Here is a 24824-nt window from a genome sequence, read left to right as displayed (position 1 = left end):
GATAGCTCTTTTCTATGGGCGTGGATTAACGGAGTAATCTATAATGGCGAAAATATACAATCCGATTAACGCTAAAGTGCAAATTCCAATTAGCATAACTGCAAGTGCGCTTCTCTCACGGCCAAAACCGATAATTGTAAGGAAAACAGCAGTCCAAAATAATGTTTTAAGTAGTGTGAATGTATTAGGAGTTGAATAATGACTGAGTAAAGTTGTAGATAATATGAAGCCGATGAATGTCATAGAAATAAAAATTGTAGCTAAATAGTTAATGTGTTTACCGTATTTCAATAGCATGCAGTTACCCCCCTTTTTAACAAAAACAGAATATTCAATTTTATTTTACGGTAAATTACTAAAAAAAGAAAGAGGTTGTCCTATATTTAGGACAACCTCACTACGATTAAGATAGTACAGCTTTAATTTTTTGGAATGCCCACTCTAAATCTTCTTCAGAGATTACTAGAGGTGGTGCAATACGAATTACGTTTTCGTGTGTTTCTTTACATAATAGACCAGCTGCTTTTAGTTGTTCACAGTAAGGACGAGCTGGCTCGTTTAATTCGATGCCGATGAATAAACCTTTACCGCGAATGTCAGTAATCATTGGGTTATCAATTTCTTTTAATTGCCCAACTAGTTTTTCTCCTAATTGAAGAGAACGCTCTGTTAATTTTTCTTCTTCTAATACTTCAAGAGATGCGATAGAAACAGCACATGCAAGTGGATTACCACCGAATGTAGAACCGTGAGAACCTGGCTCGAATACGCCTAAAATGTCGCTGTTTGCTGCAACACAAGAGATTGGGAATACGCCGCCGCCAAGTGCTTTACCAAGTATGTACATGTCAGGAGTTACATTGTCCCAGTCGCAAGCAAATACTTTACCAGTACGGCCTAAGCCTGTTTGGATTTCATCTGCTACGAATAAAACGTTTTCTTTTTTACATACTTCAAAAGCTTCTGTTAAGAAACCAGCTGGTGGAATGTTAATTCCTGCTTCACCTTGGATTGGCTCTAAAATGAATGCAGCTGTATTTGGTGTAATCGCAGCTTTTAACGCTTCTAAATCACCGTAAGGAATTACAATAATGCCAGGAAGCATTGGACCGAAGCCGCGCTTGTACTCTTCGTTTGATGACATAGAAACAGCACCCATTGTACGTCCGTGGAAGTTATCTTCACAAACGATGATTTCTGCACGGTTTGCCTCTACCTTTTTCACATCGTAAGCCCAGCGACGAGCTGTTTTAATTGCAGTTTCAACAGCCTCTGCGCCTGTATTCATAGGAAGTACCATATTTTTATTTGTTAGTTTCGCAACTTTTTCGTACCAAGGACCTAATTGATCGCTATGGAAAGCACGAGAAGTTAACGTAACTCGATTAGCTTGGTCAATTAAAGCGTTAATGATTTTTGGATGACGATGACCTTGGTTTACTGCAGAATATGCACTTAGTAAGTCCATATAGCGGTTTCCTTCAGGATCTTCTACCCAAACGCCTTCTGCTTTAGAAATAACGATTGGAAGTGGATGGTAGTTATTTGCCCCGTATGTGTCTGTAAGTTCGATAATATCCTTAGTTTGAATCATGATTGTTCCCCCTTTTGTTATTACAAGAAGTTTGTAAATACTCTAAATATTATATCATTTAAATATAAAAAAGCGAAACATTTCCTGAAAATAAATGAACATGTTATCATATAAAGTGAAAAAGTGTGAAAAGAGGAGGCAGGGATACGATGGTACATATGCATATTACAGCATGGGCGTTAGGATTAATTTTATTCTTCGTTGCGTATTCACTTTATTCAGCAGGAAGAAAAGGTAAAGGTGTACATATGGGGCTTCGCCTTATGTACATTATCATTATTGTGACAGGTGTCATGTTGTACATGAGTATTGTGAAGACGGCAACAGGTAGCATGCACATGTGGTACGGCATGAAAATGTTAGCTGGTATTTTAGTTATCGGCGGTATGGAAATGGTTCTTGTGAAAATGAGCAAGAACAAGAAAACAGGGGCAGTTTGGGGACTATTTATTATCGCGCTAGTAGCGGTATTTTATCTTGGACTGAAATTACCGATCGGCTGGTACGTATTCAAATAAAAAAACCACCTTATGATCTCAAATATTTGGGAGATAAGGTGGTTTTTATTTTATGTCGCATCAATATGCAACTCTTCTCCGTTTACTTTCGTAAATCGCAAAATATTTTTATTAGAGGAAGAGTGGCGTACAAAATGATGCTGCAATGTACAAATCATTTCGTCGTTATCGAATAAAAGAATATTTACTCCTTCGCATGCTTCCTCTTTTGGCAAGAAGGATAAATAATTATGACAATACATGCAATCATATAAAGAGTAATTAAGTGATTGCAATGATTCGGTTAATAATGTAAAGACAGAGTCAGGTAATTCCTCAAGCCATTCATTATAGCTAAGAAGTAATTTTTTTCGAATTCGTATCATTTCCCCGTTTTGGAGAGAATGTTGTTCATTTGCAATTTGTAATATGTCTTGTTCATAAAAACGAGCTGGTAGCCAATTGTTGTTATATAAAATTTCAAAACCATCTTCAGCAATATCTTCTAATAGAAAAGCCTCATCATTTTCATCATCAAAGAATACCCATTCTTTGTTTATATATTCTACATTACCGACTGTATGAGCGCGCGGTTGGTTATACAAAATATGTTTGCGTTGTATCATAGTTCATTTCTCCTTTTATAGAAATAGTTATTCTTGTTATGGACAGTTCGTACGTTCTTTATAACTAGACACACCTAAAGATAGATGGGCATACAATAAAACACGCTTTACACTGTGAAACTGCTATTCCATATATGGATAGTTAGTTATCGTCAAGTTTGTTGTTTTTATGTATCCGCACTCATAGGGTGGGGATTACTGCACGTTCAGAAACAGATATTAGATTAGGAAGGATGATTCTTATGTGCGGGATTACAGGATGGGTGGATTATAAACGCTCATTAGAAGGGGAAAGGGACATCGTGACGAAGATGGCGGAAACGCTAGCGAAACGCGGTCCAGATGATAATAAAGTTTGGATTAAAGGGAACGTCGCATTTGGGCATAAACGGTTAATCGTTGTAGATCCTGAAGGTGGTAAACAACCCATGACTTGTTTAAAAAACGAAACGAGTTATGCGATTTGCTATAACGGAGAGCTCTACAATACAGAAGATATTCGCAAAGAGTTATTAAGAAGAGGTTATACATTTAAAGGGCATTCCGATACAGAAGTACTATTGGCATCTTATATTGAATGGAAAGAAGAATGTGTTGATCATTTAAACGGTATATATGCGTTTGCAGTATGGGATGAGAAAAATGAACGAGTCTTTATTGCGAGAGATAGATTAGGTGTAAAACCGCTTTTTTATAAATATGATAGCGGACGATTATTATTTGGTTCAGAATTAAAAGCGATACTGGCGCATCCAGATGTGAAGGCGGAAGTAACGTTAGAAGGATTATCGGAAATATTCGGCCTTGGACCATCTAGAACACCTGGTCACGGTATATATGCTGGTATTCAAGAACTGCGCCCGGGTCATGCAATGACGTTCTCAAAAGATGGTTTATGCATATGGAGATATTGGAATGTGGAAAGTAAAAAACATGAAGATTCATTTGAAGAAACAGTAGAGAAAACTCGTTTTTTATTACAAGATGCGATTACGAGACAATTAGTTTCTGACGTACCACTATGCACTTTTTTATCAGGCGGTGTAGATTCAAGTGCTATAACAGCAATAGCTGCAAAAGAGTATGAAAGATCAGGGAAAGGGCAATTACACACGTATTCTGTTGACTATGAAGATAACGAAAAATACTTTAAAGCGAATGCGTTTCAGCCGAATTCAGATGCTCCATTTATTAATTTAATGACAGAGACATTTCAAACAATCCACCATCGCTGCGTCATTTCTAATGAACAACTAGCACAGTATTTAACAGAAGCAGTACTCGTTCGCGATTTGCCTGGTATGGCAGATATTGATTCTTCATTATTATGGTTTTGCCGTGAAATAAAACAAGATTTTGTCGTCGGTTTATCTGGAGAATGTGCAGATGAAATATTCGGCGGTTATCCGTGGTTTTATAGAGAAGATGATTTACAATCAAGTGCATTTCCGTGGATGCGTTCTACAGAAGCGCGTGAACAACTTCTGAAGAAAGAATGGAGAAATAAATTAAATTTACAACAATATGTACAACAACGCTATGAAGAATCCATTCAAGAAGTTCCTATTTTAGAGGGAGAAAGCCCATTAGAAGCGAAGAGACGACAATTATTTTATTTAAACATGGTATGGTTTATGACAACATTATTAGACAGAAAAGACCGTATGAGTATGGGGGCAAGCTTAGAAGTACGCGTTCCATTTGCGGACCACCGACTTGTCGAATATGCGTGGAATATTCCTTGGGAAATGAAAATGTATAAAAACCGCGAAAAAGGTCTATTGCGTAAGGCGTTAGAAGGATTACTTCCAAATGATATATTGTATAGAAAGAAAAGTCCGTATCCGAAAACACATAATCCGCACTATACGAAAGCAGTCACAGTATGGCTCCAAGATTTATTAACGGATAAAGGCTCAATCTTGCATGAATTGTTCGATAAAGAGCAATTGGGCGGATTGATCGAGTCTGGTGGCAGTGCATTTCAAAAACCTTGGTATGGGCAATTAATGACAGGTCCTCAACTTTTAGCTCATTTAGCGCAAATTCATGTTTGGTTTAAAGAGTATGGGGTAAATATTAAAGAATAGGGGAAAGGGCGGCTTACAACATATATGTAAGCCGCTTTTTTATTAAATAAAGTGTCATATAAAATTAAAAATCATATTAGAAATATTACTTATTTATAATTATTATTTTGACGTACTTATTATTACTTGTTATACTTGGAAACAAATGTTCTTGAAAAAAATTCTCATTTCCAAAATTGAGGTGTTATATAGAGGACGAAGAAGAAAATAGGTTTGCTTGTGATGGCGTATGGAACGCCGGAGTACTCACATTCGTCACGGGTGTAAGCCGTCTGAAGAAGCGCTCCAAAATTTAATCGGATGGTATAAAGCAATTGGTGGAATTTCACCGCTTGCGAAAATAACGAAAGAGCAGGCGCATAAATTAACAGATTCAATGAATAAAATGTTTATAGAGTATGAATTTTTTTGTTACTTAGGTTTAAAACATATTGCCCCATTTAGAAGTTTTATCCCGCTGTTTGCGGGCTAATAATCAGTGGGGATGAACAAAACCCCCACTGATTAAAGATTCACTTTATATGACAACGATTATGAATGTAAAGTTGTAACTGAGGAATTAAATGCCGCATATTTCAGACCAAATATGCCGAATGCACAATCTGTATTTATCGATTGTTTAGCTGAAATGGTTTCCAAAAAAATGAAGGAAATAGTTGACAAGAATTCACTTTTGAATAATAATTATTTTATAATAAATTTAAACAAATAATAATTACTAAGAAAGAAAGAGGAGGATCCCCCTTGATGAATCCCAATAATCGCTTAACAACAAACCAAGGTGCTCCAGTTGGAGATAACCAAAACTCTCGTACAGCTGGTCGCCGTGGACCGGTATTGTTAGAAGACTATCATTTAGTAGAAAAACTTGCTCACTTTGATCGTGAACGTATTCCTGAGCGTGTTGTGCATGCACGTGGTGCAGGTGCTCACGGTGTATTCGTAACGAAAAACAGCATGAAGCAATATACGAAAGCAGCGTTTTTACAAAATGAAGGAACTGAAACACCTGTATTCGTTCGTTTTTCAACGGTTATTCATGGCCAAGGTTCTCCAGAGACAGCTCGTGATCCGCGCGGGTTTGCTGTTAAATTTTATACAGAAGAAGGAAACTACGATATCGTAGGTAACCATTTACCTGTTTTCTTCATTCGTGATGCCATTAAATTCCCTGACATGGTGCATTCTTTAAAGCCAGCACCTGATACAAATGTTCAAACACCAGATCGTTACTGGGATTTCATGACGTTAACTCCAGAATCTACACATATGATGACATGGGTATTTTCTGATTATGGTACACCGGCAAACTATCGTGAAATGGAAGGTTTCGGCGTACATTCATTTAAATGGATTAATGAAGAAGGTAAAATCGTTTACATTAAATATCATTGGAAACCACAGCAAGCTGTGCGTAACTTAAGTGCAAAAGAAGTCGAGCAAGTGCAAGGTAAAGACTTCAATCATGCAACTCGTGACTTATTCGATGCAATCGAAAAAGGAAACTACCCAAAATGGGATTTACACGTACAAGTAATGCAAATAGATGAAACGGACTCTTTAGATTTCGATCCACTAGATCCAACGAAAGTATGGCCGGAAGATCGCTTCCCATTAATTGAAGTAGGGACAATGACGTTAAATCGTAACCCGAAAAACTTCTTTGCGGAAGTAGAACAAGCGGCGTTTACTCCAAGTGCAACTGTAAATGGTATTGAACCATCTGAAGATAAATTATTACAAGGTCGTTTATTCTCTTACCCAGATACACAGCGTTATCGTCTTGGTGCAAACTATTTACAAATTCCTGTAAACTGCCCATACGCAGCTGTTCGTAACCAACAACGTGATGGTGCGATGCAAGTGGATCAAAACCCATCTACAATAAACTACGAACCGAGCCGTCATACTGAAAATCCAGTTGAAGATCCAGCTTACCGCGATTCAACTATGAAAGTAGAAGGCTATGTATCTCGTGAAAAAATTGAGAAACCAAATGACTTCAAACAAGCAGGTGAGCGTTACCGTTCATTCTCTAAAGAAGAGCAAGACAACTTAATTGCGAATTTAACAAATGACTTAAGAGATGTAAATGAACGCACGAAATTACTAGCTATTTGCAACTTCTTCCGTGCAGATCATGACTACGGAATGCGTTTAGCAAGGGCATTAAATGTTGATATTACGCAGTATGTAGGGAATGCTCCGAAATAAAGTGAAACTTTAATCAGTGGGGAGGTCATCCCCACTGATTATTAGCCCTCACCAATCGGGCTTTTACGGGCAGTTGATCCCTCACCTAACTTCTTTGTTTTCGCTGAATTTTGAGGTGGGGGATCTTACTGCCCGTTAATGCGGGATAAATAGGAAAAGACGACTGGAAGAATTTTCGGTCGTCTTTTTATGTAAAAGATGTTATACTATTGTCAAATAAGTTTTACATACAAGAGGTGTATTTCATTAATGTTGCTATTTTTATTATTGCGTTAAGTGTCTTTTTGTTTATAGTGTTTGCTATTGTAAAGATGTTTATAGCAATCGGGAAACAAGGTGATGAGCGCGCCACGTTTATAAAAAATAAAGCGATGGCTGAGACGTTTCAAATTGCGATGGGGTTAATGGTGCTTGAGGTGATCCCTTTTATTTATCACCGATTAAATGAAACGGTTGGAACGCCGTTTAATCCAGTTCGCTTTTTAGCTGTAATAGCGGTTGCGTTTCTTATTATATTAAGCTTGAACAAAAGTAAGTACGGTGATTCGTAAGCTACGCGGGGTATTTTACGTTTAAAACATGTCGGAATTTGTTGGTAAATCGATATGTTGTGTCGAAACGTCGATATATTGAAAGAATCGCTGATATATTTAAAAAATCGTCGATATATCCGAAGAATCGCTGATATATTTATATTGATACAGGTCGGGGTATACAGCCAACAAGTACGATAAAAAGAGATGCAATCTATCAGTAGTAGATTGCATCTCTTTTTTAGTTCACTCGCTCAGTATAATCGTAAGCTTTTTCCCCGTGCATCGAAATATCAAGCCCCATTTGTTCTTCGTGCTCATCGACACGAACAGGGAGGAAGAAGTTAATGGCTTTAATAATGGCGTACGTCATTATGATCGTGAATGCATATGTTGCGCCGATTGCTACAAGTTGTTTGAAAAGGAGAGTGGCGTTTCCGTAAAATAATCCGTTAGCGCCATCACCGTTTACGGTAGTTGTTGCAAATAGTCCAGTTGCAATACCGCCCCAAGTTCCTCCGATGCCGTGGCATCCAAAGGCATCGAGTGTATCATCGTATCCGAATTTGTTTTTTAAGAAGAAGACAGCGCCGAAGCATAATATACCGCCGATTGCTCCGATAAGAAGAGCGGAGAAAGGTGTGACGAATCCACAAGCCGGCGTAATGGCGACTAAACCAGAAACAACCCCGCAAGCAGCTCCCATTGCAGTCGGTTTTGATTGGAAGAACCATTCAGAAAGCATCCAAGTTAGAGCTGAAGCAGCAGCGGCTATATTTGTATTAATAAATGCAGTTAAAGCTACGTCATTTAAAGATAATGCACTACCGACGTTAAAACCGAACCAGCCGAACTAGAGTAAGCCTGCGCCTAACATTGTAAATGGTAAATGATGAGGAGAGGTACCGCTTATGTTTTTTCGTTTTCCAAGGAAAATAGCTAATACAAGACCAGCAACGCCAGATGTGATATGAACGACATTACCACCAGCGAAGTCTAACGCGCCGAGTTCTCTCAGCCATCCACCAACGCCCCATACCCAATGAGCGACAGGATTGTAAACGATTGTTGTCCAAAGAAGGATAAAAATAAGAAAGGCAGAAAATCGCATTCTTTCGGCGAATGCACCTGAAATTAAAGCGGGAGTTAAAATAGCGAACATGAGTTGGAACATCATAAATAAATTGTGAGGAATAGTAGATGAGTAGTCTGGATTTGGTGCGTAGGTAACTCCGTTTAGACCGAACCAATCGAGATTGCCAATAAGTCCGTGCCAATCTGGTCCGAATGATAAAGAATAACCGATAACAATCCATTGAATCGAAACGATAGCCATTGCGCTATAACTGTGCATTGTTGTGCTGAGTACGTTTTTACTGCGAACCATACCTCCATAAAAAAGTGCCAATCCTGGTGTCATCAACATAACCATTACTGTCGTTACAAAAATAAAAACTGTATCTCCCGTATTCATTCTCTCTCCTCCTATGATGTTATAAAATATAACATCTACTTGTTATGTTTCATATCATATTCGAAATAAAAAGAAAAATCAACTAAAAATTCAGAAAACTTTTTCCGGAAATGTTAGAAAACCTAACATGATGTATTTTGGAGAGGTAAAGTGAAACTTTAATCAGTGGGGGTTTTGTCCATCCCCCCACTGATTATTAGCTGAACCAATCGGGCTTTTACGGGCAGTTATCTCCCGCCTAACTTCCTCGCACTCGCCGAATTTCGAGGTGGGAGTCTTACTGCCCGCAAATAGCGGGGGAAAATCAACCTATGCGATTTGCTCTAAAAATTGGTATAATATTCTTACAATTGGAAGTTTGGGGGATGCGTGTGAAAAAAATATGGACTAAGGAACTATTCATTTGTTTTTGTTTAGCTGTTATTTTGTTTGTACCAGTACATACTTTTGCGGAAGAAAAAAGGGAATGGCGAGATGAAGTTATATATTCCATTATGATTGATCGCTTCAATAACGGAGAACCGAAAAATGACAAACAGTTAGACGTTGGTAATTTAGAAGGATATCAGGGCGGAGATATACGAGGGATTATAAAAAGATTGGATTACATAAAAGAAATGGGATTTACTACTATTATGCTTTCGCCGCTTTTTGAAAGTGAAAAGTATGATGGATTAGGCGTTCGAAACTTTCAAAAAGTAAATGAACATTTCGGAACAGAAAATGATGTGAAAGAACTTGTAAATGAGGCTCACAAAAAAGGAATGAAAGTTACCTTTCAATTTCCGTATGAAGAAAATGAACAACAATTAATAGACTCGATGAAATGGTGGATAAAAGAAGTCGATTTAGACGGAAGTTATGTGATACATAGTGAAAAAAAGCCACGTGCTTTTTGGGATGAAGTGCAAAAGGATTTGCAGAAGGTAAAGAAAGATTTTCACATTATGACAAAGGAAGATAATGAGTACTATAAAAAAATAGTAGAGTCATTTTCAAAAGCAGATATGTCTGTGAAACCGTTATATGATGTGAGCGGAAAAGAAGAGGAATTCGCTACGTTTTTAGATAATCAAGAAACAAAGCGATTTGCGCGTATTGCAAAAGAAAACATGTATTACCCGCCGTCTCGTTTAAAACTAGCGATCACTTACTTATTAACATCCCCGGGGATACCGAATTTTTATTACGGAACTGAAATCGCATTAGATGGGGGAGATGCTCCAGATAATAGACGATTAATGGATTTCAAATCTGATGAAAAGTTTATGCAGCACATAACGAAGTTAGGTGAAATTAGACAAACGAGACCATCTTTACGACGTGGTACGTTTGAACTTCTATATGATAAAGATGGAATGAGTATATTAAAACGAAAGTATAAAGATGAAGTAACACTAGTAGCGATTAATAATACGAAAGAAACACAAAAAGTTCCCTTACCTGTAAGTACAATTGGTGAAAAACAAGAGTTAAGAGGATTGTTAGAAGACGAAATTATAAGAGAAGAAAACGGAAAATTTTATCTTGTTTTAAAGCGCGAAGAATCGAATGTTTATAAAGTTAGCGAAGAAACAGGTGTGAATTGGTTATTTATCTCCTTAATAGTCGGTGTGAATGTATTATTTATTGCATTTTTAATTGCGGTTAAAAAGAGGAGGAAATGAAGGGGCTCTCTTTTGCTCTTAATAAGTAGAAAACCTCCTCTGAATAGAGGAGGTTTTCTTTTTAGCGGTAGTTAATGAATTGTACGTCGATTGGCAAGTCAACGCTGCGAACGGCTGCGATTACTGCTTGTAAGTCATCACGGCTTTTCGCTGTTACGCGTACTTGGTCATCTTGAACTTGTGTTTTCACTTTTAATTTCATTTCTTTAATGATGTTGTTGATTTTTTTCGCGTTATCTTTATCGATACCTTGTTGCAGAGTTGCACGTTGGCGAACAGTGTTACCAGATGCAGTTTCAACTTTTCCGTAGTCCAAGTTTTTAATTGGAACGTTACGTTTTACAAGTTTAGAAATTAGAACGTCTTTTACTTGGTCTAATTTGAACTCATCATCAGAAGTTAAAACAAGTACTTCTTTTTCTAATTTAATATCACTTTTACTACCTTTAAAGTCATATCGGTTTTGGATTTCCTTTAATGCGATGTTAATTGCGTTTGTTACTTCAGGTAATTCTACTTTCGAAACGATGTCAAAAGAACTCTCTTTTGCCATAGTTAGCACCTCCAAATAAATTTCTATCTTTTAATGCACCTAAATAGGCTATGTAATATACATATTAAAGTATAGCGGAAAATACATCGATTAGATAGAGTGTTGCAACTTAAGTGTTTTGACGGATCATCCGTAGGGTAATATAGTCCTATAGATAAAGTCTTTATTTAATTATAGTGAATTTTGGGCAGTTGGACAAATAAAGGAAAAATCGTGTTATAATTAACTTTTGTTTGGAATGATAAAAAAGATAACTTTATATATATAGAAGGGAATTAAAAAATATGTATTTGCAATTAGGATCGATTGAACAGGTAACTGTTTTACGCGAAACGGAAATCGGATATATGGTTGGAAACGAAGAGGAAGAAATCTTCCTACATAAAAACGAATTAGCTGGAGAAATTGCAGAAGGCGATACGATTGATGTATTCTTATACCTTGATCACCAAAATCGTATTTCAGCAACAATGAAGGAACCAATTATTACAACACATGACTGGAATTGGGTAAAGGTTGTAGAAGTTATTCCTAGTTTAGGTGTGTTTGTTGATATTGGTGTATCAAAAGATATACTAATTCCACTTGATGAGTTTCCAATTTATATGCCAGTATGGCCTGAGGAAGGCGACGAATTATATTGTACGTTAAAATTAACGAATCGTGATCGTTTAATTGCTCTTCCGGCAAGAGATAGTGATATGCAAGAAATTATCGTAGATGCAACGCCATCTATGCGTAATAAAAACGTAAATGGACGTGTGTATCGCTCACTTCAAGTTGGTTCATTCATACTAACTGACGAGCATTTCCGTGCTTTCTTACACCATACAGAAAGAAAAGAACAAGTCCGCATCGGTGAGCGCGTAACAGGTCGTATCATTGACGTAAAAGATGACGGTACAATCAACATTTCACTTCTTCCTCGTAAAGAAGAAGGAATGGAAGATGATGCAGCAGTACTTTATGCATATATGGAAGAACGAGGCGGAGCGATGCCGTTTTGGGATAAGAGCAACCCAGAAGACATTAAAGAACGCTTCAATATGAGTAAGGCTGCATTTAAGCGTGCACTTGGTAAACTGATGAAAGAAGAAAAGATTTACCAAGAAGAAGGCTGGACTTACTTTAAGAAGTAAAGTGAATGGAAAAAGAGCCATTTTTTCTCTAAGTTTTTAAGAGAAGAGATGGTTCTTTTTTTTATTATAAAGTAGATAAAAAGTAAATAAGATGTAATAAAATTCACAAAATCTGAAGATATACAAACGACTAGAATACGTTATGGTTTTTATTATAACAAGAACGAAGAGTATTTCGAATAAAAAGAATATTAAAATGAGTTTTTGGGCTTTTAGTTAACAAAGTTTCGAAAATAAACATTTTATAAAGGTTTCCTTTAAATATGATTATTGTATTTCGAGGGTTTCCTTATAAATCTTAGCTATATATTTTACAAAATCAATGATGGGATAGTGTATGAGCGAGCGGTGCTGCGCAAAACGAACTCCTGATTTTTCCATTTTCGAAATGAGTTGTTCAATTTCCAACTCTTTTTGTTGTATCTTATTATAATTTTGATATACAATGTTTTTCCATTGATAGGAAGAACCATGAAAATAACTCTCTCCTTTTACCCTGTGATTAAATATTATTTCTATTTTTTCTCTACGTTGTCTTTCCTTCATATACGATTCCGTTGACTGCATGTTTATCGCCTCTTTCCTTTGTATTGTATACTGTTTCCAAAAATTCGGTCTAACTCATCATAGCCAATGTACAGTGATTTTGTTGGGAATTGTCGTTTAAGGCTATCTCATCAACTGTATATATTTTCCAAGTTCTTAATCTAATATCTTATATCTAAATAAATTGTTAGTGTGTATAAAACGCCATTAATCTTTTAAGTTTTTGCTGCTAATAACAAAATTAGAAAGTAGCGAAAACGCATGAAAGATTAATTGTTTATCAATCTTTATTATAAAACGATTCTTTATGGGTATGCACCTTTTTATAATCACCAAGATTTACAACATGACGAGTATCTTCATCCATGAATATTATTCTCTATTTACTGAGGATCGTTTTTTTTTATTTTATTTAGGCTAAGCAACATACCGTATGCCTCAGAACCCCTTTTATAAAAAAAGACAATATATGTAACAGTTTCCCTTTTGATATGAAATAATCATATAAAAATATAGTGCTCTTAAAGAGTTTTGTTACAAATTTGTTATGTTTGACTTAAAAAAAGGAAAGTAATATTTATTTGTAGAAAATTTTTAAGGATAAAAATGAATGTAAAAATAGAATGACTATCTATGATAAGAAAAGGGGGCACTTATAGATGCTAACAAATGATTTAGATTTCAGATTAGAACCACGTTTAAAAGAACTGTATGAACAACATAAAATAAGAGCGCAGAAGATAGACTGGGGTTATCATGAGTTTTTACCATGGGATAAGGGAATGGACTTTAAAAGAGTTCCTTGGGATGAAAGTCAAGTTACTCTTCCTTCTGGTGTAATTACAGCCATCGAAACAGCTTTATTAACAGAAGTGAATTTACCATGGTTTACAACGTATTTATCTGCGACTTTTAAAGGTTCCCTTTCTATTATTACAGACTTTATTCATACTTGGACTTCAGAAGAGGATCAACATTCGAATTTATTGGAGACATATTTACTACTCACTCGAAGTGTGAACCCTAAACGAATACATGAATTAAGAAAGTCAGTCGTTGAGGGTGGATTTGAGCCTGATTTTCATACACCAATCGAAGCAATGACGTATACGACGTTACAAGAACTTGCAACGATGGTGTTTTACAATAATGTAGCTAAGGTTGCAAGTAAGCACGATCCAGATCTTGCTACATTATTACGCCGTCTTGCAAAAGATGAAACTCTTCATTATGCGTTTTATCGAGACGTCATTCGAACACATTTGGAATTGGAACCTAATTATTGCTATCATATTGCCAATGTAATTATGAATTTTAAAATGCCAGGTGCTGTCATGCCTGATTTTGAAAATAGAATGGCCGTGATTGCAAAAGAAGCTAACTATGGACCACTACAATATTTTGATCAAGTACTTGATGTAGTGGTTGATTATTGGGGGTTAAAAGATTTAAGACCAATTGCACCTCTAGCTGAAAAAGCAAGAATTGAGATTTTGGAGTACCACACAAGATTGAAAAAAATACGGGATCGATTTGGTCGTTTTCAAGGGAAAACTGATCTACGTTAATTAGTAGAGGTTTCAGAATATACGCGGGAAAATCCCCCTTCCCTTTATTCGAAATCCGACACGCTCCCTATAAATTTGGTGCTGTTTTTACTAAATTTTATTTTTGAAGAAAAAGGTATTGACACTAAAAATAAATTCATGATATTATTAAATATTTGATAAAAAATCACATATATGTTAAGCTTAACAAGGTTACCATATATGGAGGTGGATTATATGTTTCAAATTGGCGATAACATTGTTTATCCAATGCACGGAGCAGGTATAATTGAAGCCATAGAAGAAAAAGAATTCTCAGGGAAAAAACAACGGTATTATGTTATAAAAATGTCAATCAGTAATATGCAAGTCATGATTCCTATGGGTAAAATATTGAGTTCGAGTATACGCCCAGTTACTGATATACTTGCATTAAAACACATTATACACATTTTTCAGCATGGAGAATCAGATAGATTATTGCCGTGGAAACAAAGGTATAAAGTGAACACGGACAAAATAAAAACGGGTGAAATACAAGAAGGTGCTGAAGTTGTACGTGATTTAATGCGTATGAAGAAAGAAAAGGCACTTAATACAAGCGAAAAAAAAATGTTGGATAACGCACATGAATTTTTGATTAGTGAACTAGGATTAATTAAAGGAATCACTGAAAATCAAATAAAAAGTTTCTGTTAAGATTCATTATAGATAATGTATTACATCCCCCGAAAATATCCTGAATTTTTCGGGAATATGATTATTATTAAAAGTAAATCATTTCAAAGACATTCAACTTCTTCAACTCACTTTTAGAGTAGGAACCTCTTTTGTTATTACTTCAATCTAATCCATTTTTATTTTTAAATTTCTTTTACGAACGTTCGAAGTTGCATCAAATAACTCGATTAAATAGTCACTTGATTTTTGCAATCCTGATTCACACTGGCACGGACAAGGAGCCGTAAGGATGAAAGAGAGGTAGGGCTTTCATTGTTTTAGGTAATATACTATCTAAGTCATTATTTCTAGAAGAAAAAACAATCAATCTCACCGCTATCTTTAAGAATTTCTTACATCTACTGATACAGTGAATAGTAATTGTTTATCTTCTTTACGTAAAATTGATAAGCAAACTGGTAACACCATATGGTCAACTACAAAAAATGGTTTCCAGACCAGGAAACCATTTTTAATTTCATTTACATAACAATAATAAATTAAGTAGTAAGAAGGAGTGCACACATGAAAAAAATGTTAACAAAAGAATTAAGTAATGAATTAAAGAAGCGAGAAGGAATCATTTCTATTACAGTTGAGCCTTATGAAAAAATCGAAGTTGGTGGAATTCGTGTAGATGGACCAGCTGTTATTCTAATTAATCAAGAATAGCTAGAAATAGTTGAATGAACGAAGAAAAGGATCAGCCTTTACGAGAAGGGAAGATCCTTTTTGTTTGCTGCAGTTAATATGGGATATACATAATTTTCATCTGATGTGTTGGGGGTTAAAAGGAAGGAGAGGGTCGGGATTATCATAGTGGAAAGCTTAATATTGGTAGGATTTCTTTTCATGTTATATACATTAGTTGCTAAAAAAACAAACTAATTATTTAAATGGATAGATTTTTCTTTTTAAGGTAGGGATTTATTTTATAGTGAAATGGATAATTTAGATGGATGCAAGGAAAGAACGCATAAAATACGAGAAAATGTCAAAGAATTATGACTGTATTTATTTAGTTTCGTTTATCCTATTAATTGTGCTTGTTTGTAGTAGTGTGATTATCATAGGAGCTACAGGGGGAAAATATGGAGTGTTTTTATTGTTAGCAATTTTACTTAACGCACGTATTACTAAAGAATCTCAAAAAATGTATGAGCACTATTTTAATAAAGGGCGTATTTAAAATGATACATATCTTGAAAGGAACAGCCTGGATGTACATTCAAAATATCCCTATATAATCACCTATTAACTAGTCAAAGTAACCTTATATAAATAATTTTTTAGCAATTTAGGAATAGAAAATGCACCTTATTAAAATATTATTTTCGTTCCTATAATGAATTATCCTTCTAGCATAGTTATAAGATTTATATCATATAGTAAGAGAAAAAATGTAAGTTAGAAAGGAGTCCTATAGAATGAGTTATTTAGAGGCAAATGACTTTAGTGAACAAAATATGGTAAGTGTACCTAATCCCTACGTATATCAGACATTACAATCGGTAATTGGTAAACATGTGGTTATTGAAACTGTAAGAGGTAATGTAAGAGGAAAGTTAAAGAATGTGAAACCAGATCATTTGCTCATTGAAGATAAGGTGCCGCATATTGTACGTATTCAACAAATTGTATGGATTATGCCAAAACAATGATCAAATTACATCTAGTTTGATTTATAACAGATTGGCGTCATAGACGCCCAAATAAAAATACAGGGTTTTATCTCTGTGTTTCTTCAAATTTTCGTTTTTGAATATATGCTTGAGCATGAATGATTTCTTCCTGAAGTGCTTCTAATTCTTCCGTAGATCCTAATTCAATCCTCATATAAGTAGTAACTAAACTAATCATCATATCCATCTTCTCTACTATATTTTGAATGACCTGTTCAGATTGCTCTTTTTTAGGGTGTTGTATTGCTATTAATACATTTTCCATATAATTGTTCTTTCTTTGCTGGATATCATAAATAAACTGTTTTGTGTTTGAGTTCATTTGTTGTTCCTCCTTTTGGATATATTTCCATTCTATCATATTTGAATAGAAAATATTGGATTCCCCTAAATTCACACCTGTCTCGTATATCTCCACAAATATACAAACTAATTCCTTAACGTACAGGGAATAAATTGAAATGCGTCAATTGTATGTCTAAATGTACAGTTTTCTTTTTTGGGTATGGTGCCCCTAATAGCTTCAGTTGAATTTTGTATGCTTTTAGTTACAAGAGATTAAGAAAGAATAGATGAGATATTGAAACGGAGGTACGGAAGTGCAAGATAATGTACTGGAACAATTAATAAACCGTCTTTCCATATTATCCTCCGAAAAAGAACGTGAAATATTAGCGACGGATTTAAATGATATATATGAGAGTAGTCAAAAGTTTGAAAAGTTGCTTGAGAGTATGGTGAATTTTCAGCAAAATAAAGATGACTTAATAGACATATTAATTGAAGTAGAGATAGAGCTAGATCACATCAATTGGCATTATAAAAGTCTGAAGAAAAAGCTGAAAGTATTAATGAAAGAATAAAAAGCACGACCTTATTTGAAAAAATAAGATCGTGCTTTTTTTAGTTCCCTTTCCCAAAAAGATGAGAAAATGTATCTTTCAAATCACTATCGTTTATTTTAATATTCGCCTTTTTTAATTCATCTTGTAATAATTTTTGACCGAAGGAAGGGTCGGCAATACGTTCTTCTTCTAAGTCTTTACGTATAGAGTCTTTCACTTTATCGTAAGGTTCTAAATCTTTTTTATCAGTTAGTTTAATAATGTGATAGCCGTTTGGTGATTTAACGGGATTGCTAATTTGTCCAACCTTTAATTTGTAGGCAGCTTTTTCAAATTCAGGTGTCATTTTGCCTGCCCCGAAGTATCCGAGGTCTCCGCCATTATCTTTTGATAATATATCTTGAGACTCTTGTTTCGCTAATTCTTCAAATGAAGTGCCGGTATCTAATTTCTTCTTTATTTCTTTCGCTTCATTTTCGTCACTTACTAAAATATGGCTAGCTTTAATTTCTGGTTTATAGTGGTCTTTCACATCTTTTTCTGTAACGCTTTGTTTAATCGCTTCATTCAACGAAAGTTTGAATTTAATTTGGTTTTTGAAATCTTCTTCATCTTTTAAACGATTATTTTCTAGTGTTGCTTTGAATTGTTCTCCATATTGATCTTTTGCCTTTTCTACTTCTTTATCTACTGCATCATCAGATACTTTATATTTTTTAGTAATAACATCTTGTGCTACCATTTCGTATAGCGTGTCTTTTCCGTATCGATCTTTCAATTGTTTTTCGAAATCGCTCTTCGTAATGGTTGAGTTTGTTGTTGTAGCGATTGTGGCCGAGTCATTTTTTTGTCCGCAAGCAGATAGCATTAATATACTTATTAGTGCAGTGATAATGAATGTGATTTTTCCTTTCATGCTAACACCTCATCTGAATATGTTATCGCTATTGTAGAATATAGAAGTGAACATGAAGTGAATTTTTAATGTTTTTTCCCTGTAAAATGTAAAAAAAGTACATCAACATTAACGTTGATGTACGATGTAATCAAAGGTGATCGGTTTTCTTAGAATATGCACGTTTTCCTTGCTGAATATTTTTTTGCTCTTGTTCATTTTTTTGAGTGCGCTTTGCATTATTATCGCGTGCTTTTTTGTCGTTATCGCTCGTATGTGGCATATGTATCAACTCCATTTCTAAACGTTGTATGTTTATCATTTCCTTTTTCGTAAAGACTATGTATAGCGGTGCATTCATGAATACTAAAGGTGGATTAGAAATGGATTTGAAGCTGAATTATACTGAACTTATTAAGAAGCTAATCGTTGTAATTATTGCAGGTTTATTAAATGCAATTGGAATGAATTTATTTTTAACACCAGCGAAAGTATATGCGAGTGGCTTTGCTGGATTGTCTCAATTATTATCGCAAGTATTAGGTGACTTTTTATCCATTCATATATCTACGGGTGTATTGTTTAGTTTATTTAATATTCCCGTCGTTATTTTAGCATGGAAAAAGGTTGGAAAGGCTTTTACGTTTTTTAGTTTTCTTTGCGTTATATTTATGACTTTGTTTTTAGAAATTATCCCAGTTAGAGCGGTTTCGGACGATATCATATTGAATGCGATTTTTGGTGGTATTATTTCAGCGATTGGGGTAGGAGTTGCTTTAAAGTGGGGTACTTCTACAGGTGGCCTAGATATTATCGCTATGATTTTATCAAAGATAAAAGATAAGCCTGTCGGCACGTATTTTTTCTTCTTTAATGCACTTATCATTATCGCTGCTGGCTATGTGTATGGATGGGAAAAAGCATTATATACTTTAGTCACTTTGTATATATCAACGAGAATTATTGATGCGATTCATACCCGTCATGTGAAGATTACGGCATTAATTGTTACAAAGAACGGGGCAGATGTGCGAAAAGCGATTTACTCTCGCTTAGTGAGAGGGATTACAACTATACCAGCAACAGGTGCTTATACAAATGAAAATAAAGAAATGTTAATGATTGTTATTACTCGTTACGAGTTGTACGAATTAGAGAGGATTATTAAACAAGTGGACCCAGGTGCATTTACAAATATACTGCAAACGGTCGGAGTGTTTGGGTTATTTCGAAAAGATTAAAGAGGACCAAAGCTGGTCCTCTTTTTTAATGCGAATTCGTAATGTTTTGCAATTGCTCCTGCATTTCACGTAGCTGAACTTTTTCAGCAGTTGAAGAGTTTGCATAAGCAGAGTGCAAAGAGTTTTTTGCCCTATAAACGAGTTCCTGTTGTTCAGCGCCACTTGAACAAGAAACGGCACTTGAAACAGCGTCTCTAGCTTGTTGGAATAGTAAGTTTCCCATTAAACCCCTCCAAACGAAGAGTTACTTCTCGCTTTTTCTGCCTCAGCTAATGTACCTCTGTACGGGAATCTTGCATCATGCTTCATAACAGCATCGGCTCCTTGCTGGATAAAACGTTTTGATTTGTTCTTTTTACCCATTCGAAAAACCCCCTTTATTTAGCTGAAAACAATTGACGCGCTGACTTTTGCGTCTAATAATAGTATGAGCGTTTGGCGAGAAACTATAAGCAGGGAATTTTTAGATTACAATCCAAGAACCTCTTCTAAATATAGAGCGATACCATCTTCTTCATTCGTTAATGTCGTATGATTTGCGAGTGATTTTAATTCAGGAATTGCATTACCCATTGCGATTCCATGACCAGCAAATTCGATCATTTCAAAGTCGTTATCCTCATCACCAAAAGCAATAATTCGCTCTTTAGGAATATTATAATGTCCTGAAATTTTTTGTAATCCGACAGCTTTATTTAATCCGCTTTTTACAATTTCAATAATTGGCCAAGGCGCACCCCATTTTCTATGGTCGATGACTTCAGCATGCATATCTGTTAAATGTTGGCGAATTGCAGCAGAGTGCTCGTCATGTGCATCGATTAATAAGCAAGTTGGATGGTCGTTTAAAGTATTTAATAAATCTCCTGTGAAAATCTTTGGAGAACCGAATTCAAAAATATGTTTTTTATCTTCATCAATTTCACGGACATACACATCATCGATGACTTCAGCATAGACATTTTTCACGCCGAAATCAAAGCAAGCTCGGACGATTTCTTGCGCTGTTGAAAGTTCAAGAGGAGAGTGATGTGTTCCCCAACTTGAATCAAGAGGGTGATGCACGTAAGCTCCATTAAAGTTTACGATTGGTGTGTTAAGGCTAAGCTCTTTATAATAATCGTAACTAGCGCGGAATGGACGCCCTGTTGAAATAACAACAATATGTCCTTGTTCTTTTGCTTTTGCAATTGTGTTTTTCGTTCTTGGAGAAATTATTTTGTTGTCTGTTAATAAAGTTCCGTCTAAGTCTAATGCGATTAAATGTTGTTTGTTCATAATTTCACCTCTTATAATATTTTTTTTGATTCTATCTGTATTTCCGTTTTTAATATGCAGAAATAAGAGGTTAGACTGGGTGAAACTACTGTAGATGAAAGTTTCACTATATATTCATCTTACGTCGCGAAGCGCTGTGGTGTCTACTATTTCTCATTGGAAATCAGGAGAAAGTCAATATCTTTTTAGAAAGTTCAAACAATGTTTCTTTCATTATGTACAATTTGTGAAAAGGGTTACATTGTTTGAATGATGCGACTTATAATGAACATGTAATCTTCTCGTATATGTTTGACTCTCCTTTGGAACTGGCCTAAACTTAGGTTGGTTTCTTTTTTTCAACAAATATACCAATAATTCCTGCTTAAGGTTGTGTAATTATATATATGTACATGGATAAACGGTAGTACTGTTTCCTAAACATGACAGAAAAGCTTTCTTTTAAAATGGATATACTAATGAGGCAAGACGTCATGGAAGGAGAATGAAAATGGGACAAAATCGCAGGTTTCGTTCAGGGCAAAAGGCGCCAAATGATGGCATTTACGTAGAAATTGGTGAAACGGGAAGTATGGTGAAAGATCCACAAATGGTGAAATTAACTGCCGGGGAAAGGTTTCCGGAGAACGCAAATCATAACCGTCAGTGGACATATAAAAGAAAACCGTAACAGAAGCCGCAATCGTTATTGCGGCTTTTTTGATTAGGAAAATGAATGTTACTTTTTTCTTTTTCCAATAATAAGTTTGAGCTACATAAGCAAAATCATTGTATAAAAAAGTCAGTTGGCGTATAATCAAATCAAAGGTCAAAGAAAGTCAAACATTTGGAGGGCTGTAAAGATGGACTTAAATCAAATGACAACGAAAACACAGGAAGCGATTATGAGTGCTCAATCTTTAGCGGTATCTCATCATCATCAAGAAGTAGATACTGTTCATCTATTGCTTACGTTATTAGAGCAGCAAGACGGATTAACAGTACGTATTTTTCAAAAAATGAATGTCGATATAGAAGCGTTAAAACAAGGTGTAGAAAGTTTAATTAAGAAAAAGCCTTCTGTAACTGGAAGCGGGGCAGAGGCAGGGAAATTATATGTAACAGGTGCTTTGCAACAACTGCTTGTAAGAGCGGGAAAAGAAGCGGAGAAATTGCAAGATGACTACATTTCAGTCGAACATGTATTACTTGCTTTTTCTGAAGAAAAAGGCGATATAAATCAAGTATTCACAAAATTTCATATTACGAAAGATAACTTATTACAGTCTTTAATGACAGTTCGGGGGAATCAAAGAGTGACTAGTCAAAATCCAGAAGCAACTTATGAAGCGTTAGAAAAATATGGTCGTGATTTAGTGGCGGAAGTAAGAGCGGGGAAAATTGATCCTGTAATTGGTAGAGATAGTGAAATTCGCCGCGTGATCCGTATTCTTTCACGTAAAACGAAAAATAACCCCGTTTTAATCGGGGAACCAGGTGTTGGTAAAACAGCAATTGTTGAAGGATTAGCACAGCGTATTGTGAAAAAAGATGTCCCAGAAGGATTAAAAGATAGAACAATTTTCGCTTTAGATATGAGTGCACTTGTGGCCGGAGCAAAATTCCGCGGTGAGTTTGAAGAGCGTCTGCAAGCTGTATTAAATGAAATTAAAAAGAGTGAAGGCCGCATTTTATTATTCATTGATGAACTTCATACAATCGTCGGCGCTGGTAAAACAGAAGGAGCGATGGATGCAGGAAATATGTTAAAACCAATGCTAGCACGTGGTGAACTGCATTGTATCGGGGCAACAACGCTAGATGAATACCGTAAATATATTGAGAAAGATCCAGCGTTAGAAAGACGTTTCCAACAAGTATTAGCAGAAGAGCCAACTGTTGAGGATACAATTTCCATTTTACGTGGTTTAAAAGAGCGTTTTGAAATTTATCACGGTGTAAATATTCATGACCGCGCGATTGTAGCGGCATCTGTTTTATCAGATCGATATATTTCAGATCGTTTCTTGCCTGATAAAGCAATTGATCTTGTTGATGAAGCTTGTGCAACAATTCGAACAGAAATTGATTCTATGCCAACAGAATTAGATGAAGTAACGCGCCGCATTATGCAGCTGGAAATTGAAGAAGCTGCTCTTGGGAAAGAAAAGGACTTAGGTAGTCAAGAGCGCCTAAAAACATTGCAACGTGAATTATCGGATTTAAAAGAAGTTGCAAGTAGTATGAGAGCGAAATGGGAGAAAGAAAAAGAAGACATTCATAAAGTGCGTGACTTACGTGAACATTTAGAGCGCTTGCGCCGTGAGTTAGAAGAAGCAGAAGGAAATTACGATTTAAATAAAGCAGCTGAGCTTCGCCACGGGAAAATTCCAGCTATCGAAAAAGAGTTAAAAGAAGCGGAAGAGATGGGTGCACATAATAAACAAGAGAATCGTTTATTACGCGAGGAAGTAAGTGAAGAAGAAATTGCAGACATTGTTTCAAGGTGGACTGGTATTCCTGTCGCAAAACTCGTTGAAGGTGAACGGGAGAAATTATTACGTCTTGAACAAATTTTATCAGAGCGTGTTATCGGTCAAGAGGAAGCGGTAAGCCTTGTATCAGACGCAGTTCTTCGTGCTCGCGCTGGCATTAAAGATCCGAATCGTCCAATTGGTTCATTCATTTTCTTAGGCCCTACAGGTGTTGGTAAAACTGAGCTTGCAAAAACGTTAGCGCAAACGTTATTTGACAGTGAAGAGCAAATGATTCGTATCGATATGTCTGAGTATATGGAGAAACATGCAGTGTCACGCTTAATTGGTGCGCCTCCTGGATATGTTGGATATGAAGAAGGCGGACAATTAACAGAAGCAGTAAGACGTAAACCATATTCTGTTATTTTGTTAGATGAAATCGAAAAAGCACATCCAGAAGTATTCAACATTTTATTACAAATGTTAGACGATGGACGCATTACAGATTCACAAGGACGTACAGTAGACTTTAAAAATACGGTTATTATTATGACTTCAAATATTGGATCTGCTCACTTATTAGAAGGGCTAGAAGAAGATGGTTCTATTAAAGAGGAATCAAGAGAACTTGTAATGGGACAATTAAGAGGACATTTCCGACCAGAATTCTTAAACCGTGTCGATGAAATTATTTTATTCAAACCTCTTACAAGGAACGAAATTAAAGGTATTGTTGATAAGATTGTACAAGAATTACAAGGGCGTTTAGCAGATCGCCACATATCATTAGAATTGACGGAATCTGCAAAAGAATTTGTTGTAGAAGCTGGATTCGATCCACTGTACGGAGCTCGTCCGTTAAAACGATACGTACAGCGTCAAGTTGAAACGAAATTAGCGAGAGAATTAATTGCAGGAACGATTACGGACAATAGTCACGTAGTGGTCGATGTTGAAAATAACGAATTAGTCGTTCATGTAAAGTAAAAAAAGAGTTCGGATAAAATCCGGACTCTTTTTAGTGTTGTTCTACTGGCTCGTTTGGAATCGCAGCTGCAATCGCTAATACTAATACCGCAAGAACAACTGAGAAAATAGACGCTTGGTTAAAATCGTATGTACCGCCAGTCATAGAGCCGATTACGTAGCTCATCATATGTACAAGCGCGAACGACCAAATTAATGCCCAAATGAAACGCATATTTTACACCTCTATTCGTTCAATCT

General features: G+C 35.7%; 27 protein-coding genes and 2 pseudogenes. 16 read left to right on the top strand and 13 right to left on the bottom strand.

Annotated elements, in window-relative coordinates:
* Positions 1-12: 12 nt before the first annotated feature.
* Both MKX77_RS18430 and rocD read right to left on the bottom strand, forming a co-directional pair.
* Positions 13-297, bottom strand: a complete 285-nt coding sequence (locus tag MKX77_RS18430; RefSeq protein WP_341307433.1) for a hypothetical protein — start codon at positions 295-297, stop codon at positions 13-15.
* 106 nt (positions 298-403) lie between these two features.
* Positions 404-1594: an ornithine aminotransferase gene (gene rocD / locus MKX77_RS18425; RefSeq protein ID WP_215555543.1), complete on the bottom strand. Its 1191-nt coding sequence runs from the start codon at positions 1592-1594 to the stop codon at positions 404-406.
* A 149-nt stretch (positions 1595-1743) separates the two neighbouring features.
* On the opposite strand from rocD, the gene MKX77_RS18420 reads away from it, so the two are divergent.
* The gene (locus tag MKX77_RS18420; protein WP_341307432.1) at positions 1744-2112 is read left to right on the top strand and encodes a YisL family protein; all 369 of its coding nucleotides are present in this window, start codon (positions 1744-1746) and stop codon (positions 2110-2112) included.
* A 50-nt stretch (positions 2113-2162) separates the two neighbouring features.
* On the opposite strand, the gene MKX77_RS18415 is transcribed toward MKX77_RS18420, so the two are convergent.
* Entirely contained in the window at positions 2163-2717 is a 555-nt protein-coding gene (locus MKX77_RS18415) for a DUF2777 domain-containing protein (protein WP_002140810.1), read from the bottom strand.
* Between the two features lie 242 nt (positions 2718-2959).
* On the opposite strand from MKX77_RS18415, the gene asnB reads away from it, so the two are divergent.
* From asnB to MKX77_RS18395, 4 genes and pseudogenes are all read left to right on the top strand, one after another.
* Entirely contained in the window at positions 2960-4807 is a 1848-nt protein-coding gene (asnB, locus tag MKX77_RS18410) for an asparagine synthase (glutamine-hydrolyzing) (protein WP_341307431.1), read from the top strand.
* Between the two features lie 222 nt (positions 4808-5029).
* Positions 5030-5519, top strand: a pseudogene (locus MKX77_RS18405) (hypothetical protein).
* Positions 5520-5554: 35 nt separating this feature from the next.
* Positions 5555-7021, top strand: coding sequence for a catalase KatB (katB, locus tag MKX77_RS18400; RefSeq protein WP_341307430.1), 1467 nt, complete (start codon positions 5555-5557; stop codon positions 7019-7021).
* A 245-nt stretch (positions 7022-7266) separates the two neighbouring features.
* A complete protein-coding gene (locus MKX77_RS18395; RefSeq protein ID WP_341307978.1) occupies positions 7267-7572 on the top strand; it encodes a hypothetical protein in 306 nt (101 codons plus the stop codon).
* 223 nt (positions 7573-7795) lie between these two features.
* On the opposite strand, the pseudogene MKX77_RS18390 reads toward MKX77_RS18395, so the two are convergent.
* Positions 7796-9028, bottom strand: a pseudogene (locus MKX77_RS18390) (ammonium transporter).
* A gap of 311 nt (positions 9029-9339) precedes the next feature.
* Between MKX77_RS18390 and MKX77_RS18385 the strand changes: the two are divergent.
* Entirely contained in the window at positions 9340-10695 is a 1356-nt protein-coding gene (locus MKX77_RS18385; RefSeq protein WP_341307429.1) for an alpha-amylase family glycosyl hydrolase, read from the top strand.
* A 61-nt stretch (positions 10696-10756) separates the two neighbouring features.
* On the opposite strand, the gene MKX77_RS18380 is transcribed toward MKX77_RS18385, so the two are convergent.
* Positions 10757-11248, bottom strand: a complete 492-nt coding sequence (locus MKX77_RS18380; RefSeq protein WP_002030284.1) for a YajQ family cyclic di-GMP-binding protein — start codon at positions 11246-11248, stop codon at positions 10757-10759.
* Positions 11249-11532: 284 nt separating this feature from the next.
* On the opposite strand from MKX77_RS18380, the gene MKX77_RS18375 reads away from it, so the two are divergent.
* Positions 11533-12387, top strand: a complete 855-nt coding sequence (locus tag MKX77_RS18375) for a CvfB family protein (protein WP_002158901.1) — start codon at positions 11533-11535, stop codon at positions 12385-12387.
* A gap of 267 nt (positions 12388-12654) precedes the next feature.
* Here the strand turns inward: MKX77_RS18375 and MKX77_RS18370 are convergent, their stop codons facing one another.
* Positions 12655-12954 carry a hypothetical protein gene (locus tag MKX77_RS18370; protein ID WP_016104161.1) on the bottom strand — a complete coding sequence of 100 codons (300 nt, stop codon included), beginning with the start codon at positions 12952-12954 and terminating at the stop codon, positions 12655-12657.
* Between the two features lie 638 nt (positions 12955-13592).
* Here MKX77_RS18370 and MKX77_RS18365 point away from each other — a divergent pair.
* From MKX77_RS18365 to MKX77_RS18345, 5 genes are all read left to right on the top strand, one after another.
* Entirely contained in the window at positions 13593-14501 is a 909-nt protein-coding gene (locus MKX77_RS18365; RefSeq protein WP_215555550.1) for an acyl-ACP desaturase, read from the top strand.
* Between the two features lie 216 nt (positions 14502-14717).
* Positions 14718-15179: a CarD family transcriptional regulator gene (locus MKX77_RS18360; RefSeq protein WP_215555551.1), complete on the top strand. Its 462-nt coding sequence runs from the start codon at positions 14718-14720 to the stop codon at positions 15177-15179.
* A 546-nt stretch (positions 15180-15725) separates the two neighbouring features.
* Complete coding sequence (locus tag MKX77_RS18355) at positions 15726-15872, top strand: BC1881 family protein (RefSeq protein ID WP_000738547.1); 147 nt, start codon at positions 15726-15728, stop codon at positions 15870-15872.
* Between the two features lie 283 nt (positions 15873-16155).
* Positions 16156-16389, top strand: coding sequence for a hypothetical protein (locus tag MKX77_RS18350; protein ID WP_215555552.1), 234 nt, complete (start codon positions 16156-16158; stop codon positions 16387-16389).
* Between the two features lie 238 nt (positions 16390-16627).
* Positions 16628-16861 carry a YuzF family protein gene (locus tag MKX77_RS18345; protein WP_215555553.1) on the top strand — a complete coding sequence of 78 codons (234 nt, stop codon included), beginning with the start codon at positions 16628-16630 and terminating at the stop codon, positions 16859-16861.
* A gap of 67 nt (positions 16862-16928) precedes the next feature.
* Here MKX77_RS18345 and MKX77_RS18340 read toward each other — a convergent pair whose 3' ends face one another.
* Positions 16929-17204: a hypothetical protein gene (locus MKX77_RS18340; protein WP_215555554.1), complete on the bottom strand. Its 276-nt coding sequence runs from the start codon at positions 17202-17204 to the stop codon at positions 16929-16931.
* Positions 17205-17481: 277 nt separating this feature from the next.
* On the opposite strand from MKX77_RS18340, the gene MKX77_RS18335 reads away from it, so the two are divergent.
* Positions 17482-17745, top strand: a complete 264-nt coding sequence (locus MKX77_RS18335; protein ID WP_215555555.1) for a hypothetical protein — start codon at positions 17482-17484, stop codon at positions 17743-17745.
* A 40-nt stretch (positions 17746-17785) separates the two neighbouring features.
* Here MKX77_RS18335 and prsA read toward each other — a convergent pair whose 3' ends face one another.
* A complete protein-coding gene (gene prsA, locus MKX77_RS18330) occupies positions 17786-18643 on the bottom strand; it encodes a peptidylprolyl isomerase PrsA (protein WP_341307428.1) in 858 nt (285 codons plus the stop codon).
* A gap of 130 nt (positions 18644-18773) precedes the next feature.
* Complete coding sequence (locus MKX77_RS18325) at positions 18774-18905, bottom strand: DUF3941 domain-containing protein (protein ID WP_001120851.1); 132 nt, start codon at positions 18903-18905, stop codon at positions 18774-18776.
* Positions 18906-19005: 100 nt separating this feature from the next.
* Between MKX77_RS18325 and MKX77_RS18320 the strand changes: the two genes are divergently transcribed.
* Positions 19006-19863 (top strand): YitT family protein, encoded by an 858-nt coding sequence (locus MKX77_RS18320; RefSeq protein ID WP_341307427.1) that lies wholly within the window; start codon positions 19006-19008, stop codon positions 19861-19863.
* Positions 19864-19888: 25 nt separating this feature from the next.
* On the opposite strand, the gene MKX77_RS18315 is transcribed toward MKX77_RS18320, so the two are convergent.
* The 3 genes from MKX77_RS18315 to MKX77_RS18305 form a co-directional block, all read right to left on the bottom strand.
* Positions 19889-20086, bottom strand: coding sequence for a DUF3813 domain-containing protein (locus tag MKX77_RS18315; RefSeq protein ID WP_002011309.1), 198 nt, complete (start codon positions 20084-20086; stop codon positions 19889-19891).
* The gene (locus MKX77_RS18310; RefSeq protein WP_000516816.1) at positions 20086-20226 is read right to left on the bottom strand and encodes a hypothetical protein; all 141 of its coding nucleotides are present in this window, start codon (positions 20224-20226) and stop codon (positions 20086-20088) included. The genes MKX77_RS18315 and MKX77_RS18310 overlap by 1 nt, the downstream gene beginning before the upstream one ends.
* Positions 20227-20331: 105 nt before the next feature.
* Complete coding sequence (locus MKX77_RS18305; RefSeq protein WP_002201383.1) at positions 20332-21141, bottom strand: Cof-type HAD-IIB family hydrolase; 810 nt, start codon at positions 21139-21141, stop codon at positions 20332-20334.
* A gap of 490 nt (positions 21142-21631) precedes the next feature.
* Between MKX77_RS18305 and MKX77_RS18300 the strand changes: the two genes are divergently transcribed.
* Together MKX77_RS18300 and clpB are read left to right on the top strand one after the other, a co-directional pair.
* Entirely contained in the window at positions 21632-21811 is a 180-nt protein-coding gene (locus MKX77_RS18300; protein WP_002117000.1) for a YjzC family protein, read from the top strand.
* Positions 21812-21983: 172 nt separating this feature from the next.
* On the top strand, positions 21984-24584 hold the full coding sequence (gene clpB, locus MKX77_RS18295; protein ID WP_215555558.1) for an ATP-dependent chaperone ClpB: 2601 nt from the start codon (positions 21984-21986) through the stop codon (positions 24582-24584).
* A gap of 31 nt (positions 24585-24615) precedes the next feature.
* Here the strand turns inward: clpB and MKX77_RS18290 are convergent, their stop codons facing one another.
* Positions 24616-24798, bottom strand: a complete 183-nt coding sequence (locus tag MKX77_RS18290) for a YjzD family protein (RefSeq protein WP_001211111.1) — start codon at positions 24796-24798, stop codon at positions 24616-24618.
* Between the last annotated feature and the right edge of the window lie 26 nt (positions 24799-24824).

It is taken from the genome of Bacillus sp. FSL R9-9410, assembly GCF_038050385.1.
Classification (GTDB): domain Bacteria; phylum Bacillota; class Bacilli; order Bacillales; family Bacillaceae_G; genus Bacillus_A; species Bacillus_A cereus_U.
Note: the sequence above shows the minus strand (reverse complement) of the source record. Positions and strands in the feature narration are given on the sequence as shown.

What these genes read in the sequence shown, in the direction of transcription:
- clpB (WP_215555558.1), top strand. Translation starts at nt 21,984, where the DNA reads ATGGACTTAAATCAAATGACAACGAAAACACAGGAAGCGATTATGAGT.
- MKX77_RS18375 (WP_002158901.1), top strand. Translation starts at nt 11,533, where the DNA reads ATGTATTTGCAATTAGGATCGATTGAACAGGTAACTGTTTTACGCGAA.
- katB (WP_341307430.1), top strand. Translation starts at nt 5,555, where the DNA reads ATGAATCCCAATAATCGCTTAACAACAAACCAAGGTGCTCCAGTTGGA.
- MKX77_RS18315 (WP_002011309.1), bottom strand. Translation starts at nt 20,086, where the DNA reads ATGGGAAACTTACTATTCCAACAAGCTAGAGACGCTGTTTCAAGTGCC.
- MKX77_RS18340 (WP_215555554.1), bottom strand. Translation starts at nt 17,204, where the DNA reads ATGAACTCAAACACAAAACAGTTTATTTATGATATCCAGCAAAGAAAG.
- MKX77_RS18365 (WP_215555550.1), top strand. Translation starts at nt 13,593, where the DNA reads ATGCTAACAAATGATTTAGATTTCAGATTAGAACCACGTTTAAAAGAA.
- MKX77_RS18310 (WP_000516816.1), bottom strand. Translation starts at nt 20,226, where the DNA reads ATGGGTAAAAAGAACAAATCAAAACGTTTTATCCAGCAAGGAGCCGAT.
- MKX77_RS18290 (WP_001211111.1), bottom strand. Translation starts at nt 24,798, where the DNA reads ATGCGTTTCATTTGGGCATTAATTTGGTCGTTCGCGCTTGTACATATG.
- MKX77_RS18350 (WP_215555552.1), top strand. Translation starts at nt 16,156, where the DNA reads ATGGATGCAAGGAAAGAACGCATAAAATACGAGAAAATGTCAAAGAAT.
- MKX77_RS18300 (WP_002117000.1), top strand. Translation starts at nt 21,632, where the DNA reads ATGGGACAAAATCGCAGGTTTCGTTCAGGGCAAAAGGCGCCAAATGAT.
- MKX77_RS18355 (WP_000738547.1), top strand. Translation starts at nt 15,726, where the DNA reads ATGAAAAAAATGTTAACAAAAGAATTAAGTAATGAATTAAAGAAGCGA.
- MKX77_RS18385 (WP_341307429.1), top strand. Translation starts at nt 9,340, where the DNA reads ATGCGATTTGCTCTAAAAATTGGTATAATATTCTTACAATTGGAAGTT.
- MKX77_RS18370 (WP_016104161.1), bottom strand. Translation starts at nt 12,954, where the DNA reads ATGCAGTCAACGGAATCGTATATGAAGGAAAGACAACGTAGAGAAAAA.
- MKX77_RS18305 (WP_002201383.1), bottom strand. Translation starts at nt 21,141, where the DNA reads ATGAACAAACAACATTTAATCGCATTAGACTTAGACGGAACTTTATTA.
- MKX77_RS18415 (WP_002140810.1), bottom strand. Translation starts at nt 2,717, where the DNA reads ATGATACAACGCAAACATATTTTGTATAACCAACCGCGCGCTCATACA.
- MKX77_RS18430 (WP_341307433.1), bottom strand. Translation starts at nt 297, where the DNA reads ATGCTATTGAAATACGGTAAACACATTAACTATTTAGCTACAATTTTT.
- MKX77_RS18325 (WP_001120851.1), bottom strand. Translation starts at nt 18,905, where the DNA reads ATGCCACATACGAGCGATAACGACAAAAAAGCACGCGATAATAATGCA.
- rocD (WP_215555543.1), bottom strand. Translation starts at nt 1,594, where the DNA reads ATGATTCAAACTAAGGATATTATCGAACTTACAGACACATACGGGGCA.
- MKX77_RS18420 (WP_341307432.1), top strand. Translation starts at nt 1,744, where the DNA reads ATGGTACATATGCATATTACAGCATGGGCGTTAGGATTAATTTTATTC.
- asnB (WP_341307431.1), top strand. Translation starts at nt 2,960, where the DNA reads ATGTGCGGGATTACAGGATGGGTGGATTATAAACGCTCATTAGAAGGG.
- MKX77_RS18345 (WP_215555553.1), top strand. Translation starts at nt 16,628, where the DNA reads ATGAGTTATTTAGAGGCAAATGACTTTAGTGAACAAAATATGGTAAGT.
- MKX77_RS18320 (WP_341307427.1), top strand. Translation starts at nt 19,006, where the DNA reads ATGGATTTGAAGCTGAATTATACTGAACTTATTAAGAAGCTAATCGTT.
- prsA (WP_341307428.1), bottom strand. Translation starts at nt 18,643, where the DNA reads ATGAAAGGAAAAATCACATTCATTATCACTGCACTAATAAGTATATTA.
- MKX77_RS18360 (WP_215555551.1), top strand. Translation starts at nt 14,718, where the DNA reads ATGTTTCAAATTGGCGATAACATTGTTTATCCAATGCACGGAGCAGGT.
- MKX77_RS18380 (WP_002030284.1), bottom strand. Translation starts at nt 11,248, where the DNA reads ATGGCAAAAGAGAGTTCTTTTGACATCGTTTCGAAAGTAGAATTACCT.